The 15,731-nt window shown below is 67.9% G+C and carries 17 protein-coding genes; 12 read left to right on the plus strand and 5 right to left on the minus strand.

What is annotated here, in order from left to right:
* Nucleotides 1-41 precede the first annotated feature (41 nt).
* The 8 genes from F3087_RS21095 to F3087_RS21130 all read left to right on the plus strand — a co-directional run bounded on the left by F3087_RS21095 (nucleotide 42) and on the right by F3087_RS21130 (nucleotide 6,138).
* Entirely contained in the window at nucleotides 42-299 is a 258-nt protein-coding gene (locus F3087_RS21095) for a type II toxin-antitoxin system Phd/YefM family antitoxin (protein WP_150403745.1), read from the plus strand.
* A complete protein-coding gene (locus tag F3087_RS21100) occupies nucleotides 299-730 on the plus strand; it encodes a type II toxin-antitoxin system VapC family toxin (RefSeq protein ID WP_150403746.1) in 432 nt (143 codons plus the stop codon). Before F3087_RS21095 ends, F3087_RS21100 begins: the two co-directional genes overlap by 1 nt.
* 88 nt (nucleotides 731-818) lie before the next feature.
* Nucleotides 819-1,808 carry a cell division protein ZapE gene (gene zapE, locus F3087_RS21105; RefSeq protein ID WP_150403747.1) on the plus strand — a complete coding sequence of 330 codons (990 nt, stop codon included), beginning with the start codon at nucleotides 819-821 and terminating at the stop codon, nucleotides 1,806-1,808.
* A 173-nt stretch (nucleotides 1,809-1,981) separates the two neighbouring features.
* A complete protein-coding gene (locus tag F3087_RS47155; RefSeq protein ID WP_191094082.1) occupies nucleotides 1,982-2,902 on the plus strand; it encodes a DUF4129 domain-containing protein in 921 nt (306 codons plus the stop codon).
* Nucleotides 2,899-3,396, plus strand: coding sequence for a hypothetical protein (locus tag F3087_RS21115; RefSeq protein WP_150403749.1), 498 nt, complete (start codon nucleotides 2,899-2,901; stop codon nucleotides 3,394-3,396). Before F3087_RS47155 ends, F3087_RS21115 begins: the two co-directional genes overlap by 4 nt.
* Before the next feature lie 29 nt (nucleotides 3,397-3,425).
* On the plus strand, nucleotides 3,426-4,388 hold the full coding sequence (locus tag F3087_RS21120; RefSeq protein ID WP_150403750.1) for an AAA family ATPase: 963 nt from the start codon (nucleotides 3,426-3,428) through the stop codon (nucleotides 4,386-4,388).
* A complete protein-coding gene (locus F3087_RS21125) occupies nucleotides 4,385-5,659 on the plus strand; it encodes a DUF58 domain-containing protein (RefSeq protein WP_150403751.1) in 1,275 nt (424 codons plus the stop codon). The genes F3087_RS21120 and F3087_RS21125 overlap by 4 nt, the downstream gene beginning before the upstream one ends.
* Nucleotides 5,656-6,138 (plus strand): hypothetical protein, encoded by a 483-nt coding sequence (locus tag F3087_RS21130; RefSeq protein WP_150403752.1) that lies wholly within the window; start codon nucleotides 5,656-5,658, stop codon nucleotides 6,136-6,138. Before F3087_RS21125 ends, F3087_RS21130 begins: the two co-directional genes overlap by 4 nt.
* 35 nt (nucleotides 6,139-6,173) lie before the next feature.
* On the opposite strand, the gene F3087_RS21135 is transcribed toward F3087_RS21130, so the two are convergent.
* Both F3087_RS21135 and kstD read right to left on the minus strand, forming a co-directional pair.
* Nucleotides 6,174-7,040 (minus strand): MaoC/PaaZ C-terminal domain-containing protein, encoded by an 867-nt coding sequence (locus tag F3087_RS21135; protein WP_150403753.1) that lies wholly within the window; start codon nucleotides 7,038-7,040, stop codon nucleotides 6,174-6,176.
* Nucleotides 7,040-8,758 carry a 3-oxosteroid 1-dehydrogenase gene (kstD, locus tag F3087_RS21140; RefSeq protein WP_150403754.1) on the minus strand — a complete coding sequence of 573 codons (1,719 nt, stop codon included), beginning with the start codon at nucleotides 8,756-8,758 and terminating at the stop codon, nucleotides 7,040-7,042. Before kstD ends, F3087_RS21135 begins: the two co-directional genes overlap by 1 nt.
* A gap of 104 nt (nucleotides 8,759-8,862) precedes the next feature.
* On the opposite strand from kstD, the gene F3087_RS21145 reads away from it, so the two are divergent.
* The 4 genes from F3087_RS21145 to dmpG are packed head-to-tail and all read left to right on the plus strand — an operon-like array spanning nucleotide 8,863 to nucleotide 13,257.
* Nucleotides 8,863-10,497 (plus strand): FAD-binding protein, encoded by a 1,635-nt coding sequence (locus tag F3087_RS21145; RefSeq protein WP_150403755.1) that lies wholly within the window; start codon nucleotides 8,863-8,865, stop codon nucleotides 10,495-10,497.
* Nucleotides 10,498-11,283 (plus strand): 2-keto-4-pentenoate hydratase, encoded by a 786-nt coding sequence (locus F3087_RS21150; protein WP_150403756.1) that lies wholly within the window; start codon nucleotides 10,498-10,500, stop codon nucleotides 11,281-11,283.
* A 10-nt stretch (nucleotides 11,284-11,293) separates the two neighbouring features.
* Nucleotides 11,294-12,205, plus strand: a complete 912-nt coding sequence (locus F3087_RS21155) for an acetaldehyde dehydrogenase (acetylating) (RefSeq protein WP_150403757.1) — start codon at nucleotides 11,294-11,296, stop codon at nucleotides 12,203-12,205.
* Nucleotides 12,206-12,216: 11 nt separating this feature from the next.
* A complete protein-coding gene (gene dmpG, locus F3087_RS21160) occupies nucleotides 12,217-13,257 on the plus strand; it encodes a 4-hydroxy-2-oxovalerate aldolase (RefSeq protein WP_150403758.1) in 1,041 nt (346 codons plus the stop codon).
* 100 nt (nucleotides 13,258-13,357) lie between these two features.
* Here dmpG and hsaB read toward each other — a convergent pair whose 3' ends face one another.
* Genes hsaB through hsaD form a run of 3 tightly spaced genes read right to left on the minus strand, consistent with a single transcriptional unit; the run spans nucleotide 13,358 to nucleotide 15,728 of the window.
* The gene (gene hsaB / locus F3087_RS21165; protein ID WP_150403759.1) at nucleotides 13,358-13,924 is read right to left on the minus strand and encodes a 3-hydroxy-9,10-secoandrosta-1,3,5(10)-triene-9,17-dione monooxygenase reductase subunit; all 567 of its coding nucleotides are present in this window, start codon (nucleotides 13,922-13,924) and stop codon (nucleotides 13,358-13,360) included.
* A gap of 20 nt (nucleotides 13,925-13,944) precedes the next feature.
* On the minus strand, nucleotides 13,945-14,850 hold the full coding sequence (gene hsaC, locus F3087_RS21170; protein ID WP_150403760.1) for an iron-dependent extradiol dioxygenase HsaC: 906 nt from the start codon (nucleotides 14,848-14,850) through the stop codon (nucleotides 13,945-13,947).
* Nucleotides 14,850-15,728, minus strand: coding sequence for a 4,5:9,10-diseco-3-hydroxy-5,9,17-trioxoandrosta-1(10),2-diene-4-oate hydrolase (hsaD, locus tag F3087_RS21175; protein ID WP_150403761.1), 879 nt, complete (start codon nucleotides 15,726-15,728; stop codon nucleotides 14,850-14,852). The genes hsaC and hsaD overlap by 1 nt, the downstream gene beginning before the upstream one ends.
* Nucleotides 15,729-15,731 lie beyond the last annotated feature (3 nt).

Consider the following 15,731-nt stretch of genomic DNA (forward strand, 5'->3'; position numbering starts at 1 on the left):
GCAATGTAGTAACGTATCTACATAGCGTGTTTAGGAGTTGCATGACGGCCACCACTATGACAAGTCGTGAGTTCAATCAAGACACCGGGCGCGCCAAGCGGGCCGCGTCGAGTGGGCCGGTCATCATCACGGATCGGGGGCGTCCTGTGCATGTGCTGTTGAGCTATGCGGACTACGAGCGACTTACGGGGGGTGGCGTGACGATTCTCGACTTGCTCGGCTTGCCTGAGGGTGCCGAGGACATCGAACTGGACCTGCCAGATCTGCGGGACCATGCCCAGGGTGCGGATTTCGACTGATGTTCCTACTCGACACCCATGTGGTCTCCGAGCTCAGGAAAGCCGGGTCCGGCAAGGTCGACAAGAACGTCTACTCGTGGGCGGCCGACAACCCGGTGGCTGGCATGTATGTCTCGGCTATCACGGTCCAGGAGTTGGAAATCGGGGTACTGCGGGTCGAGCGACGCGATCCCGCACAGGGCCGCATCTTGCGAAAGTGGCTGGAATCGCAAGTGCTGCCGTCGTTTGCCGAGCGGGTCTTGCCGGTCGATGTGGCGGTGGCCCGACGCAGCGCCAAGTTGCATGTGCCCAACTCTCGGCCGGTGCGCGACGCACTCATCGCTGCTACCGCGTTGGTGCACGGGATGACCGTGGCCACCCGCAATGTACGCGACTTCGAACCAACCGGAGTGACGATCCTCGATCCGTGGAAGTCGTCCGAAGCGGAGTGATCTGAGCTGGCCGTCACGTTGTCGGCCTGGTCACCTTTGCTGGCACCCGCCTCTCGTCGCCTACCAGCATGTAGGGGAGGAGGTCGGCATGGGGACTGGCGAGATTCAGCTGGACGCGGATCAGGTGCGGGCGGTGGCTCGGCTGGGGGAGCTGGTGGATCGGCGGGGGCGGCCGGTGCGGCGGCATCGCGGGGTCTATCTGTACGGCGGGCCGGGGCGCGGGAAGACCATGGTGATGGATCGGTTCTTCGCGGGGGTGGCTTCGGATCGTAAGCGGCGCTTTCACTTTCATCAGTTCTTTGTTCGGTTGCATGCGGCGGCGCACGCGTCCGGCTCCATCGATAAGGCGGTCGCCGCGTTGCTCGGGGATGCGCGGCTGGTGTGCTTCGACGAATTCCATGTGCACGACATCGGTGACGCGATGCTCATCGCTCGAATGCTCGATGCTTTGTTCAAGCGTCAAGTGACGCTGGTGGTTACGTCGAATTACGCGCCCGCCGAGTTGCTGCCGAATCCGCTGTTTCACGAGCATTTCCTGCCGACGATCGCGCGGATCACCGCGAACCTCGACGTGATTTCGCTCGACGGGCCGGTGGACTATCGCACGCGGGCGGACCGATCACCCGACGGCCGAACAGGTTTCGCGGCCGGTCGGTATCTGGTCGATCCCACGGATCGACCCGCGAAGCCGCGCGGCGAAACGAATCCCGACTCGGTCCAGGTCCAGATCGGCCCCCGCCGATTGCGCGCCCGATCCGCCACCGCCACCGCGCTCACCATCGAATTCGCCGCGCTCTGCGGCACTCCCACCGCCGCCGCGGACTATGTCGAACTGTCCCAGCGTTTTCCACAGTGGACCATCACCGGCATACCGCCGCTGCGCGAAGTACCACCCGACTGGGCGATGCGTTTCGTCAACGTGGTCGACGTGCTCTACGACGCGGATCGGGAACTCACCGTGCGGGCGCGAGTGCCTTTGGCGGACTTGGTCGACGGCATCCGCGGCGTCCCGGATATCGCGCGACTCGCCAGCCGACTTTGTGAACTGTCACAATTCACGCCCGCTCCCGTCGGATAGTTGTGCAAGCCGCTGACGACCCGGCTCTGAACGGCACCATGCACGGTTTTAGCGGATGTATTCCGAAGTATTCGATTCGCTCCCGAGCGGACCGCTCGGCATGTAACTATGTGGCTGTTTTGTGCAGTACTCAGATTTGGTGGTAATCAGTGGCCCGGGCGCGAGCGCCGATAATGCGCGTGATCGTGCTGATCACGTTGCTGGCCCTTGCCGCGATCGCATTGCGCGGATACATCCCAGGAGTGACCGAATCCCGCGATAATCCGTCCGCACCCTCCGCCTTGTCGGTGGCATTGATGCCGGTGCTGCTCACCGTGTCCATGGTGATCCTGCTGGCCGGCGTGATCGCCAGCCAGCACCGCCTGCCGCTGGCCATGCCCGAGCCCGACCGCGACACCGACCGCCAGCAGTGGCGTCTCGGCCGCGTCGGCCTGCTGGTGCTGGCCGGCCTCGCGGTGGTCTCGCTCATCCTCGCGGCCGCCGCCGCGGTGTTCTTCGTCGGCAGCGGGCCGGAAAGCGCGCCCCCACCACCGGCCTCGGTCCCGACCACCGGGCAGCCACCGGCCGAGTTCGCCACCAGCGCACCGGATCCCGGCAGTACCCCCGCCGAACTCACCGGCACCGCCCTGCTGCTCACCGCGATCGCCGCCGCCGCACTGGTCGGCGTGGCCATCGCCGGGCTCGTCGTGGTCGCGGTGGCCGCCCGGCGCCGGCCCGCGCCGGCCCCGCTGCCGCTGGTCCCGGTCGCCCCCACCGCGGTGGACTCGCTGGCCCGAGCGGCCGAAATGGGCTTGGCCGCAATGAATGTGCCCGGCCAGGAGCCGCGCGCCGCGATCATCGCCTGCTACGTCGCCATGGAACGCGGCCTCGCCTTCGATCGCGCCGCCGCGCCGCTGGCCTCGGACACCCCGATGGAGGTGCTGGCCCGCGCCTTCGAACGCGGCGCGCTGCACGACGCCTCGGCGCGGGAACTGGTCTCCCTGTTCGAGGAGGCCAGATTCAGTCCACATGCGATGCTCGAGTGGCAGCGGATGCGGGCCGAGCAGCTTTTGCGAATCGTCCTGGCGGACTTGCAAGGAGAGGCGGCAGCTTGAATCGAACGGCCATCGTCATCAGTGCCGCGATCGTCATCGCGCTGATCGAGATCGTCACCCTGGACCGAGCGCGCGGGGTGCTGTTGTTCCTCGCCGCGGTACCCGTGCTGGTGGCCTTCGCCTGGCTGGTCTGGACGCTGCTCGAGCGGTCGGAGCCGCGCGGCTACCAAGACATCGACGAGATCGAGAACGGACCGGCGGAGATGCTGCGCCGCTGGCACGCCAGGGCGCAGATGCTCGCCGACCGCGCCGACGGCACCCGCGCCGACTGGGACCGGCACCTGCGCCCGTTGCTGGCCAAGGAGTTCGAGCTGTCCAGCGGGCAGCGGGTGACGAAGAACCGCAGGGCGACCGAGGCCGCCGGCATCCACCTGTTCGGGCCGGAACTGTGGCGCTGGGTGGACCCGGCGAACTCGGCATTGCGTGATCAAACCAGTAGGGCACCGGGACGGGCGGCGCTGGACGAGATCCTGAGCCGCCTGCAGAGAATGTGAAATGGGTTGAGGCAAGTGCGGGTACACACATGACGATGCCGATGGATGTCACGGTCCAGCGCAGCGATGCCGTGCTCCGGGAGCTATCCCGGGTCATCGTGGGCAAGCAGGAAGAAATGCGGTTGATCATGATCGCCGTGCTGGCCGGCGGTCACGTCCTGATCGAGGACCTGCCTGGTCTCGGCAAGACGCTGATCGCCAGGTCGTTCGCCGCGGCGCTGGGTCTGCAATTCACCCGCGTACAGTTCACCCCCGACCTGCTACCCGCCGATCTGCTCGGCTCGACCATCTACGACATGACCTCCGGCCGCTTCACCTTTCGCCGCGGCCCGGTGTTCACCAACGTGCTGCTCGCGGACGAGATCAACCGGACCCCGCCGAAAACCCAAGCGGCGCTGCTGGAGTCGATGGCCGAGGGGCAAGTCAGCATCGACGGCGAAACCTTCCAGCTGCCCCAGCCGTTCATCGTGCTGGCCACCGACAACCCGATCGAGTACGAGGGCACCTACCCGCTGCCGGAGGCCCAGCTGGACCGGTTCGCGATCCAGCTCCGGCTCGGCTACCTCTCCGAATCGGACGAGAAGCAGATGATCCGCCGCCGATTGGAGCGAGGCGCGACGACGCCGCAGGTCACCCAGGTGGTGGACGCGAACGGCCTACTGGAGATGCGCCAATCGGTCGAGTACGTCACGGTGCATCCGGATGTGGTGAGCTACGTGGTCGCGCTCGCCACGGCCACCCGGGCGCACCCGCAGGTGGAGGTCGGCGCGAGTCCGCGCGCGGAACTGGACCTGGTGCAGATGGCACGCGCCCGTGCCTTACTGCTCGGCCGCGACTACGTCATCCCGGAAGACGTGAAGGCCCTGGCGATTCCGGCCATGGCGCACCGGATCACCCTGCGCCCGGAGATGTGGGTGCGCCGGATCCGCGGCGAGGACGTGATCACCGAACTGCTGCGCCGCCTGCCTGTTCCGCGCGCCACTGTGACATGAGGCATCGCGACGCCAGCACCGCGGTCGAGGCCGAATTGCGGTGGCGCCCGGCACCGTTGGTCTTCATGCTGGCGATCTGCGCCGCCGCGGCGCTGGTGCTCGCGGTGGTGCTCGGGCGGTGGCAGCTGGTCGTGTTCGCCGCGCCGCTGCTCGGCGTGCTCGCCACCGCGCCGTGGCAGCAGTCCTCGACCAGGATCCAGGTGGATGGCGGCGGGACGCTGCGCTGCTTCGAATCCGAAGAGGTGGTGCTGACCGTCGCCGCGTTCGTCGAGCAGGGGCACGCGCTGCTGCGGTTGAAGCCGGAAAAGGTTACGGCGCTTGGTATCGAGGTCGAGGAGGCCAGCGATTCCGGAGCCGCGCCCGCCGGTCTGCGACTCGCGCTGTCGGCGGATCGGTGGGGGCGTTATCCGGTGTCGGTGCGGGTGTCCGCGCTGAGTCCGGCGGGTCTCGCGGTGGCGAACGTCGTGCTGCCCGCAGGGCAACTGTTCGTCTATCCGATCACCGATCCGCAGCGAATGCGCTTGCCGCGCACAGAACTTCCCGAACGGCTCGGCACGCATCTCACGCGCAGGCATGGGCCCGGTGTGGAGTACGCCGATATCCGCGCCTACGCGCCGGGTGACCAGCTGCGCATCGTGAACTGGCCGGTGAGTGCGCGGCGCGGCCGGTTGTATGTCACCGAGCGGTTGACCAATCGCTCCGCGGATGTCGTTGTGCTGGTGGATACCTCGCAACAGGCTCCGGGTCCGGCGACCGATTCCCTCGAGCTCTCGGTGCGTGGTGCGGCGCAGGTCGTCCAGTCGACTCTGCAAGCCGGCGACCGGACCGCCGTGGTGTGTCTCGGCCAAGCGCCGCGCTGGCTGCGGCCCGATATCGGGCGCCGGCAGTTCTACCGGGTCGTGGATACCGTGCTCGGCGTCGGCGACGAGCATATCCCCACCACCGGTACGCTGGCACCGCACTCGGCCGTGCCGCTCGGCGCGATCGTGGTCGCGTTCTCCACGCTGCTCGACACCCAGTTCGCGCTCGCGCTGATCGATCTGCGTAAGCGCGGGCACGTCGTGGTGGTGGTGGATGTCCTGCGCGGCACGCCGTTTCGGGGCGCGCTCGATCCGACCTTGGCCAAGATGTGGCAGCTCGAACGCGCCTCCATGTACCGCGACATGGGCACTGTCGGCGTAGATATCGTGGCCTGGCCGGCGGACACCCGGCTGGATCAGATCATGCGCGTGCTGCCCGAGCATCGTCGTACCGTGCGGGTGCGCCGATGACCCGCTTCCTCGCCGTCCTGTCGGGCGTATTGCTGGTGACGTCGGTGGCGCTGCTGGAACCGTGGGCCGCCATCCCCGCGCTCGTCCTGGTCGCACTCGGCTGGTGGTTCCGTCCGGTCGCGGTCGCCGCCGTCCTGCTCGCCGTCGGCGTGCTCGCGGTCGCGAACCCCGGCGTACTCGCCGCCGCCGCAATGGGATTGGTCGCGACCGCCTATCTGCTCAACGCCGCCACCGTCACCGCCCCGCACGGCGTGGTGCCGACCACGGTCCCGTCGGTGACCGGCGCGGTCGGTTTCGCCGCCGTCGGCGTCGGCGCGGCCTTGCTTCCAGTGCAGCTTGCCTGGGCCCCGTTGGCCGCGCCCATCCTGGTGATCGTGTTGTACGCCTTGATAGTTCATGGCGCAGCGATCCGCCGCGCCCGGAACACGGGTACACCACAGCCGACCGGCGCCCCGCAAACGAACCCGCACGCCTCTTGAAGCGTGCGGGTGCCTGATGGACGTGTGCAGGAGACTCAGGCGGACCGGAACCGCAGGGTCACGTCGCCGAGCACCGGCGCGTCCGCGCGCTCGACCACCGTCGCGGCGATGGTCAGTTCGCCGTCCTGCTGCCAGATCCGGGTGCGGATCGTCTCACCCGGATAGAGCACACCCGCGAACCGCGCGCGAAAACCGGTGACCCGGCTCGCATCCGACCCGAGCACGGTGTCCGTAGCCGTCTTGCAGACGATGCCGTATGTGCACAACCCGTGCAGGATCGGCGCGGGAAAGCCCGCAGCGCGGGCGAATTCGGGATCCGAGTGCAGCGGATTGCGATCACCGCACATCCGATAGAGCAGCGCTTGCTGCGGCAGCGTCGCCGTGGTCACGTCGAAATCCGGTGCGCGATCCGGCAGTTCGGACTTGGTGCTCGGCCCGCGCTCACCGCCGAAACCACCCTCGCCGCGAGCGAAGATCGACGAACGCGCGGTCCACAGCGGCGCACCGTCGGAACCGGTGACCGTCTGCTCCTGCACGACCACCGCCGCGGAACCCTTGTCCCAGAGCTCGGTGATCCGCCCGGTGCTGGTCGCTTTGCCCGCGGCCGGGATCGGGCGGTGCACCTCCACCTCCTGATGGCCGTGCACCACCTTCGCCAGGTCGATGTCGATGCCGGGGAAGCTGACCCGCGGCGGCTCGGTCTCGTGCAGGGTCGGCGCGACGGTCGCGAACGTCGGCAGCACCTGCGGTCCGCGATCGTCGAGATACCGCAGTTCGGCCGGGTCGGTCCAGCGCGTGCCCGCGCCGAGTCCGAGCTGATACAGCTGCACGTCGGACGGCGTCCAGGCGAACTCCCGGCTCGGAAGTTCGGCCCCGAGCGCGACTTTCGGATCGATCGGCATCAGGACTCCTTGCTGGACGGCATCGGACGGGTCGGCTGCGCCGCCTTCTTCTCGACGATATCGAGCACCGCCAGATAGCCGAAGGTGAGCGCAGGCCCGATGGTCGCGCCGGGACCGGCGTAGGTGTGGCCCATCACCGGGGTCGAGCTGTTGCCCGCGGCGTACAGGCCTTCGATCGGGCTGCCGTCCTCGCGCAGCACCCGGCCCGCGGTGTCGGCGACCAGGCCGCCCTTGGTGCCGAGATCGCCGGGCACGATCTTCGCGGCATAGAACGGACCTTGGATCAGCGCCGCGAGGCACGGGTTCGGCTTCACCGTCGGATCGCCGTAGTACCGGTCGTAGTGGCTGTCACCGCGGCCGAAGTCCGCGTCCTTGCCGGTCTCGGCGAAGGTGTTGAACCGGGCGACGGTGGCGGCGAGATCGGCCGCCGGGACACCGATCTTGGTGGCCAGCTCTTCGAGGGAGTCCGCCTTGACGATGTTGTCGTTCTCCAGCCAGCGCGACGGAAAGCGCTGGCCCGGCTGCAATCCGGCGAAGATGTAGCGGTTGCGGTAGCGCTGATCGAAGACCAGCCAGGCCGGGATGTTCTCGCCCGGGCCCTCGCCCTGCCCGTACTCGCCGCCGTACATGGTGTGCACGGCCTCGACGTAGGGCGCGGACTCGTTGCCGAACCGCTTGCCGGTGGCGTTGACCATGATGGTGCCCGGCAGATTGCGCTCGGCCAGCGCGAACCACGGCCGCCCGCCCTTGAAGATGGTCGGACCCCACCAGGCGTCCTCCATGAAGCCGACGTCGCCGCCCGCCGCCATGCCCGCGACGATGCCGTCGCCGGTATTCGCGGCCGCGCCGGTGGTCCACTCGGTGGTGATCGGCTGGCGCTGGTACTTGGTGCGCAGCTCGGCGCTGTGCTCGAAACCGCCGCTGCCCAGGACCACGCCGTAGCGCGCGGTGATGGTGACCGGCTGCCCCTCGTGCTCGGCCTCGACCCCGGTGACCACGCCGTTCTCCACCACGAGCCCGGTCAGCGGGGTGTTCAGCAGCAGTGGCACGTTCGCGTCGAGCAGTCCCTTGCGCATGGCGGCGATGATCGCCTGGCCCATGCCGAGGATGTGCTTGCCGGTGAACTTGGCCCAGTAGGTGCGCGCGCCGACCCGCAGCGCGCGGGCCATGCCCTTCGGATGTCTGCGGATCAGGTTGAGCCGGACGAAGTCGGCCTGCATGACCACCACGTTCAGTGGCGCCTTGGCGTAGGGCGGCTCCAGGTTGGCCAGCTCCGCGCCGAGCACCTTGGCGTTGAACGGGGCCGGTTCGCAGGACCGTCCCGCGCCCAGCCCGCCCGGCGCCTCCGGGTAGTAGTCGGAGTAGCCCGGCACCCACTTCATCTTCAGCGGGGTGTGGTCGAGCACGAAGTCGAACGCCTCCGGACCCCGGTCGATGTAGGTGTCGATCCGCTCCTTGGGCACCACGTCGCCGATGATGCTGTGCAGGTAGGTGCGGGCCACCTCGCGGTCGTCCGGTCGGCCGGACGCGCGCAGCGCCTTGTTGCCGGGGATCCAGACGCCACCGCCGGAGCGTGCGGTGGACCCGCCGTAGTGCGCGGCCTTCTCGATGAGCACCACGCTGAGCCCGTGGTGGGCGGCGGTGAGGGCGGCGGTCATGCCCGCAGCGCCGCTGCCGACCACCACCACATCGTATTCCCGATCAATCATGTAGAACACGTTATAGAATGAGGCGGCCGTTGGTCTATGTTGTGTGGCAGAAGACTTACTCGGCTTTCCGTTTGCTGAGAAACTCGTTTCAGTTTCAGACCGGAGTGAAGTACATGGGGTTCGATTGGGACCTGGTTGCCGACGTGGTCGTCGTGGGTTTCGGCGCGGCCGGCGCCGCCGCGGCGCTGGAGGCGGCGGCCGACGGTGCGCAGGTGCTCGCGCTGGAGCGATTCGCCGGCGGCGGTGCATCGGCGCTGTCCGGCGGGATCATCTACGCGGGCGGCGGGACGTCGGTGCAGCGGGACGCCGGTGTCGCGGATACGCCCGAGGCGATGCTCGCGTACCTGGAGCGCGAGGTCGGCGACGCGGTGTCGCCGGCGACGCTGCGCCGGTTCGTGGACGGCAGCCCGGCGATGATCGAGTGGCTGAAGGGCCATGGCGTTCCGTTCGAGGCGTCGCTGTGCCCGTACAAGACGTCGTATCCGAACGACAGCTACTACCTCTACTACTCCGGCAGCGAGATTTCCGGCGCGTTCCGGGACATCCCCGCCGCGCAGCGTGGGCATCGGGTCAAGGGCAAGGGTACCTCCGGCAAGCAGCTCACGGGGCCGCTCACCGCGGCCGCTTCCCGGCTCGGCGTCCGGGTCGAAACTCTCACGCAGGCAACCCAACTGATCGTCGACGACACGGGCGCGGTGATCGGCGTCGAGTGCCGGTCGCTGCGGGACGCACCCGGTCGCGTCCGGGATCGGTACACCCGGATGGCGAAGGTCGCGGCCAAGCCCGGCATCTACTACCCGCCGCTGCGCGCCGCGCTGGAGAAACGCCTGGACCGGTTGGATCGCCAGTACGGCAAGATGATTCGCGTGCTGGCTCGTCGCGGTGTGGTGCTCAGCGCCGGCGGGTTCATCGCCAATCGCGCGATGGTGCGCGAGCACGCACCGGCCTATCGCGGCGGGCTCGCGCTCGGCACCACCGGTGACGACGGCAGCGGCATCCAGCTCGCGCAGCGGGCCGGCGCCGCCACCGACCGGATGAGCAATGTCTCCGCGTGGCGATTCCTGTTGCCGCCCAGTGCCTTCACCGGCGCGATCCTGGTCGACGCCGCGGGCCGCCGGGTGATCGACGAGACCAGGTACGGCGCGGCGGTCGGCCACGCGCTCATCACCGAACACGACGGCAAGGGCTGGCTGCTCGCCGACGACGAGCTGATGCGGACCGCGATCGGCCAGATCGGCAAGCAGGGCGCGTGGTTCCAGCGCGGGCAGTTCGAGACGATGCGGCGCACCGCGAAGCGTGGCGCGACGCTCGAAGCGGTTGCGGCGAAGGCCGGCATCGACGTGACCGGGCTGCTGGCCACGGTGGACGCGCACAATGCGGCGATCGAGGACGGCGCCCCGGACCCGGTCGGCAAGCCCGCCGAATTCACCAAACCGCTTCGTACCGGGCCGTTCTGGCTGCTGGACGTCGGCATCAAGCCCAGCCTGGCCAACCCGTGCCCGATGCTCACCCTCGGCGGCGTCGTCGTGGACGAACACACCGGCGCGGTGAAATCGACTGCCGGAAACGATATTCCGGGACTCTTCGCGGCAGGCCGGACCGCCGTCGGCATCTGCTCGGAGTCCTACGTCAGCGGGCTTTCGCTGTCGGACTGCATCTTCTCCGGTCGCCGGGCCGGGCGGTCCGCGGCGGGGGAACAGGTGCTTTCCGAACAGCTCGGGACACTCGATCGAATGGAAGGAAACTAGGTGCTGTCCGACACGGTACGAACCGCATTGGCCGACGAGCTCGAGCTCGCCGAACGCGACCGGGTGGCGATCGATCCGCTGGTCGCCCGGCATCCGGACATCGATGTGGTCGATGCCTACGAGATCCAGCTGATCAACATCCGGCGCCGGCTCGACAGCGGCGCCCGGATCGTCGGGCACAAGGTCGGCCTGTCATCTAAGGCAATGCAGCAGATGATGGGTGTGGACGAACCCGACTACGGTCATCTGCTCGCGGAAATGGAAGTCTACGAGGACGTTCCGGTCGAGGCCGGGCGTTACCTGTTCCCCAGGGTCGAGGTGGAGGTCGGCTTCGTGCTCGGCGCCGACCTGCCCGGCGCGGACTGCACCGAGGCCGATGTGCTCGCCGCGACCGTAGCTTTCGCGCCCGCGATCGAGCTGATCGACTCGCGGATCAAGGACTGGAAGATCGGCCTGACCGACACCATCTCCGACAACGCGTCCTCGGCCGGGTACGTGCTCGGCCCGGAGCGGGTGGCGCCCGAGGACATCGACATCAAGAAGATCGACGCGGTGCTCACCCGCAACGGCGAGGTGGTGGCCGAGGGGCGCAGCGACGCCGTGCTCGGTGACCCGGTGATCGCGGTGGCCTGGCTCGCGCGCAAGGTCGCGAGCTTCGGGGTGCGGCTGAAGGCGGGCGACATCGTGCTGCCCGGCTCGTGCACCCGCGCCATCGACGCGCGCCCGGGCGACGCATTCCATGCCGAGTTCGCTGGACTCGGTTCTGTCCGTTTGCAATTCATTTAGGAGGCTTGTGGTGTCCGACAACGGGACCGTCACCGCCGCGATCGTCGGGTCCGGCAACATCAGTACCGATCTGCTCTACAAACTGCTGCGTTCGGAGGCGATCGAGCCGCGGTGGATGATCGGGATCGATCCCGACAGTGAGGGTTTGAAGCGGGCCCGCGGGCTGGGGTTGGAGACCTCCGCCGAAGGGGTGGACTGGCTGCTCGGCCAGTCCGAGCTGCCCGACCTGATTTTCGAGGCCACCTCGGCGTATGTGCATCGCGCCGCCGCGCCGCGATACGCCGAAGCCGGTATCCGGGCGGTGGACCTCACCCCGGCCGCGGTCGGCCCGGCCGTGGTGCCGCCGGTGAACCTCGGCGCGAACCTGGACGCGCCGAACGTCAACATGATCACCTGCGGTGGCCAGGCCACCATCCCGATCGTCGCCGCCGTATCCCGCGTCGTACCAGTGGTTTACGCGGAAATCGTCGCCTCGGTGTCGTCTGTCTCGGCCGGTCCGGGCACCCGCGCCAACATCGATGAGTTCACCAAGACCACCAGCCGCGGCGTCGAAACCATCGGCGGCGCACAGCGGGGCAAGGCGATCATCATCCTCAATCCGGCCGAGCCGCCGATGATCATGCGCGACACCATCTTCTGCGCGATTCCCGAGGACGCCGACACCGACGCGATCACCGACTCCATCCACCGGATGGTCGCCGACATCCAGCAGTACGTGCCCGGCTACCGCCTGCTCAACGACCCGCAGTACGACCCGCCGTCGGTGATTTCCGGTGGCATGGCGAAGGTTTCGGTCTTCGTCGAGGTCGAGGGCGCGGGCGACTTCCTGCCGCCGTACGCGGGCAACTTGGACATCATGACCGCCGCTGCGACACAGGTCGGCGAGGTCATCGCCGGCCAAATCGTCTCGGCTCGGGTGTAAGGAGCGAAAACATGGCTTACTCAGCAGAACTCGATATCCGCGTCACCGACACCTCGCTGCGCGACGGATCCCATCACAAGCGCCACCAGTTCACCGCCACCGAGGTCCGCGACATCGTCGCCGCCCTCGACGGCGCCCGGGTGCCGGTCGTCGAGGTCACCCACGGCGACGGTCTCGGCGGTTCCTCGTTCAACTACGGGTTCTCCAAGACCCCGGAGCAGGAACTGATCAAGATCGCCGCGGAGACCGCGACCCAGGCCAAGATCGCGGTCCTGATGCTGCCCGGCGTCGGCGTCAAGGAGGACATCAAGATCTCCCAGGACAACGGCGCCTCCATCTGCCGCATCGCCACCCACTGCACCGAGGCCGACGTCTCCATCCAGCACTTCGGCCTGGCCCGCGAACTCGGCCTGGAAACCGTCGGCTTCCTGATGATGTCGCATTCCCAGCCGCCCGAGGTGCTGGCCAAGCAGGCCCGCATCATGGCCGACGCCGGCTGCCAGTGCGTCTACGTCGTCGACTCGGCCGGCGCCTTGGTGCTCGACCAGGTCACCGACCGCGTCGCCGCTCTGGTCGCCGAACTCGGCAGCGATGCCCAGGTCGGCTTCCACGGCCACGAGAACCTCGACCTCGCCGTCGCCAATTCGATCTACGCCATCCGGGCCGGCGCCACCCAAATCGACGGCAGCGCCCGCCGTTTCGGCGCGGGCGCGGGCAACACCCCCGTCGAGGCCCTGGTCGGCGTCTGCGACAAGCTCGACATCAAGACCGGCATCGACTTCTACGCCATCGCCGACGCCGCCGAAGACGTGGTCCGCCCCGCCATGCCTCAGGAATGCCTGCTCGACCGCTCCTCCCTCATGATGGGCTACGCAGGCGTCTACTCCAGCTTCCTCAAGCACGCCGAACGCCAAGCCGAACGCTACGGCGTCTCCGCCGCCGAAATGCTCGTCCGCGCCGGCCAGCGCAAACTCGTCGGCGGCCAGGAAGACCAACTCATCGATATCGCCCTGGAACTCCAGCGCGAAAAAGAATCCGTCCCCACCGCCTGACCTCGAGCTGATGTCGCGGTACCCACCGCGACATCAGCGCCTGGGCGACCGAACGCGAAATGGCCGAGAAACCAAGGTTTCTCGGCCATTTCGCGTTCGACTACAACCAGGTGTCGAGGGTGGTGGTGGTGAGGAAGTGGTCGAGGTCGGCGCGCCAGGGGGCGGGGGTGGTCTTCTCGGGTTCTATGGCGGTGTATTGGCCGCGGTAGAAGAGGAGGGGGCGGCCGGAAGCGGTCGACTCGGTGAGGGCTTGGACTCGGCCGATGACTATGTGGTGGTCGCCGCCCGGGACGACGCTTTCCACCGTGCATTCGATGGTGGCCAGGGCGTCGTCGAGGACGGGGAGGGTGCGGGGGGAGGTGTGCCAGGGGGCGCCGGCGAACTTGTCGGGTTCGCGGGAACCGAAGCGGGCGCACAGTTCTCGTTGTTCCTCGGCCAGCACGTTGACGCAGAAGCGGCCGGCTTGCTCGATGGCCGCCCAGGAGCGCGACGTGGTGGTGGGGCAGAACAGGACCAACGGTGGGTCCAGGGAGAGGGCGGCGAACGACTGGCAGGCGAAACCGATCGGTGCGCCGGCGTCATCGAAGGTGGTGATCACGGTGATACCGGTGCAGAACTGGCCGAGCACATTGCGGAAGGCCCGTGCGTCGATTTCAGGATGGGTCATCGTCTCGCTCGCCCTCTCTGTCACTGCTGGCGCTGCCCGACGGTGAAGTCGTGGCCCCACAGGCTCACGGCCGTGGATTCGCGGGCAATCCAATCATTGTCGTCGACTTCGAGTCCCTCGCAGCCGAATTCGACATCGAAACCGCCCGGCGTCTTCATGTAGAACGAGAGCATCTTGTCGTTGACGTGCCGGCCGAGGGTCGCCGACATCTTGACCTTCTTGCGCAGCGCGCGGTCCAGGCACAGCCCGACGTCGTCGGCGTCCGCCACCTCGAGCATCAGGTGCACGATGCCGCTGGGCGTCGGCATGGGCAGGAACGCCAGCGAGTGATGCCGCGGGTTGCAGCCGAAGAAGCGCAGCCAGGCCGGGTCGCCGTCGGCCGGTCGCCCGACCATCTGCGGTGGCAACCGCATCGAGTCGCGCAGCCGGAAACCGAGCACGTCCCGGTAGAACTCCAGCGCGGCCTGATCGTCCTTGGTGCTGAGCACGACGTGCCCGAGCCCCTGCTCCTCGGTGACGAACCGGTGCCCGTACGGGCTCACCACCCGCCGATGTTCCAGTGCCGCACCGTGAAACGCCTCGAGGGTGTTGCCGGAGGGGTCATCGAAACGGATCAGCTCGTGCACTCGCCGATCGGCCAGTTCCGCGGCGGTGCCCTCCTTGTAGGGCACGCCCGCGCCTTCGAGCCGGGTCCGAATGTCCTGCAGCTCCCCGGCATTGGCGGTCTCCCACCCCGAGATCTGCAATCGGTCCTGCTCGCCGGGCACGATCACCAGCCGGGCCGGAAATTCGTCCATCCGCAGATACAGCGCGTCCGGATTCCCGCCCTTGCCTTCGATCATGCCGAGCACCTTGAGGCCGTACTCGCGCCAGGCGGCCATGTCGGTCGCCTCGATGCGCAGGTAGGCCAGTGATCGAATCCCCATTACTTCTCCTTCGAACCGGCGAGGAAGTCGATGGTCAGCCGGTTGAATTCGTGGAACTTCTCCAGCTGTGCCCAGTGCCCGCATCCGCCGAACACATGCAGCTGAACGCGCGGAATCAGTTTGGTCGCGACCAGCGCGCCGTCCAGCGGATTGACCCGGTCTTCCCGACCCCAGATCAACAGCACGGGCTGACGCAGTTTATAGGCGTCGCGCCAGAGCATGCCCAGCTCGAAATCCGCACCGGCGAACGACTTTCCCATCGCCTTGGCCGCGGCCAGCGATTCCGGCGTGCTCGCCGCGGCGAAGCGCTGGTCGATCAGCTCGTCGGTGATCAGCGACTGATCGAAGACCATGATGCGCAGGAACGCCTCCAGGTTCTCCCTGGTCGGCTGGTAGCTGAACTTGCCGAGCAGCTTCACGCCCTCGGTCGGGTCGGGTGCGAACAGGTTGGTGCTCAACCCGCCCGGGCCCATCAGCACCAGTTTCCCGGCCCGATCCGGATAGTCCAGCGCGAACCGCACGGCCGCGCCGCCGCCGAGCGAGTTGCCCAGCAGGTGCACCCGCGAGGTGATCTGCAAGTGATCGAGCAGGTCCTTCAGCGCCGAGGCGCTGTGCACGAAGTACTGCGGATGCTCGGTCGGCTTGTCCGACTGCCCGTATCCGGGCTGATCCACGGCGAGCACATGAAAACTCTGCGCCAGCACCGAGATATTGCGGGCGAAGTTCGACCAGGAGGACGCGCCCGGCCCGCCGCCGTGCAGCAGCACGATCGTCGGCCCGTTGCCGACGCCGGCCTCGTGATAGTGCAGCCGCAGATCCGGCCGCACCTGCGCGAACCGGGAGGTCGATTCCGCGGTGAGTTCCACGGTAGAGGTCACAGC

Origin of the sequence: Nocardia colli (assembly GCF_008704205.1) — a bacterium.
Taxonomy (GTDB): Bacteria; Actinomycetota; Actinomycetes; order Mycobacteriales; family Mycobacteriaceae; genus Nocardia; species Nocardia colli.

Excerpts from the sequence above, each read along its gene's own strand:
- F3087_RS21095 (WP_150403745.1), top strand. The coding sequence starts at position 42 with ATGACGGCCACCACTATGACAAGTCGTGAGTTCAATCAAGACACCGGG.
- F3087_RS21100 (WP_150403746.1), top strand. The coding sequence starts at position 299 with ATGTTCCTACTCGACACCCATGTGGTCTCCGAGCTCAGGAAAGCCGGG.
- zapE (WP_150403747.1), top strand. The coding sequence starts at position 819 with ATGGGGACTGGCGAGATTCAGCTGGACGCGGATCAGGTGCGGGCGGTG.
- F3087_RS47155 (WP_191094082.1), top strand. The coding sequence starts at position 1,982 with ATGCGCGTGATCGTGCTGATCACGTTGCTGGCCCTTGCCGCGATCGCA.
- F3087_RS21120 (WP_150403750.1), top strand. The coding sequence starts at position 3,426 with ATGACGATGCCGATGGATGTCACGGTCCAGCGCAGCGATGCCGTGCTC.
- F3087_RS21125 (WP_150403751.1), top strand. The coding sequence starts at position 4,385 with ATGAGGCATCGCGACGCCAGCACCGCGGTCGAGGCCGAATTGCGGTGG.
- F3087_RS21130 (WP_150403752.1), top strand. The coding sequence starts at position 5,656 with ATGACCCGCTTCCTCGCCGTCCTGTCGGGCGTATTGCTGGTGACGTCG.
- F3087_RS21135 (WP_150403753.1), bottom strand. The coding sequence starts at position 7,040 with ATGCCGATCGATCCGAAAGTCGCGCTCGGGGCCGAACTTCCGAGCCGG.
- F3087_RS21145 (WP_150403755.1), top strand. The coding sequence starts at position 8,863 with ATGGGGTTCGATTGGGACCTGGTTGCCGACGTGGTCGTCGTGGGTTTC.
- dmpG (WP_150403758.1), top strand. The coding sequence starts at position 12,217 with ATGGCTTACTCAGCAGAACTCGATATCCGCGTCACCGACACCTCGCTG.
- hsaB (WP_150403759.1), bottom strand. The coding sequence starts at position 13,924 with ATGACCCATCCTGAAATCGACGCACGGGCCTTCCGCAATGTGCTCGGC.
- hsaC (WP_150403760.1), bottom strand. The coding sequence starts at position 14,850 with ATGGGGATTCGATCACTGGCCTACCTGCGCATCGAGGCGACCGACATG.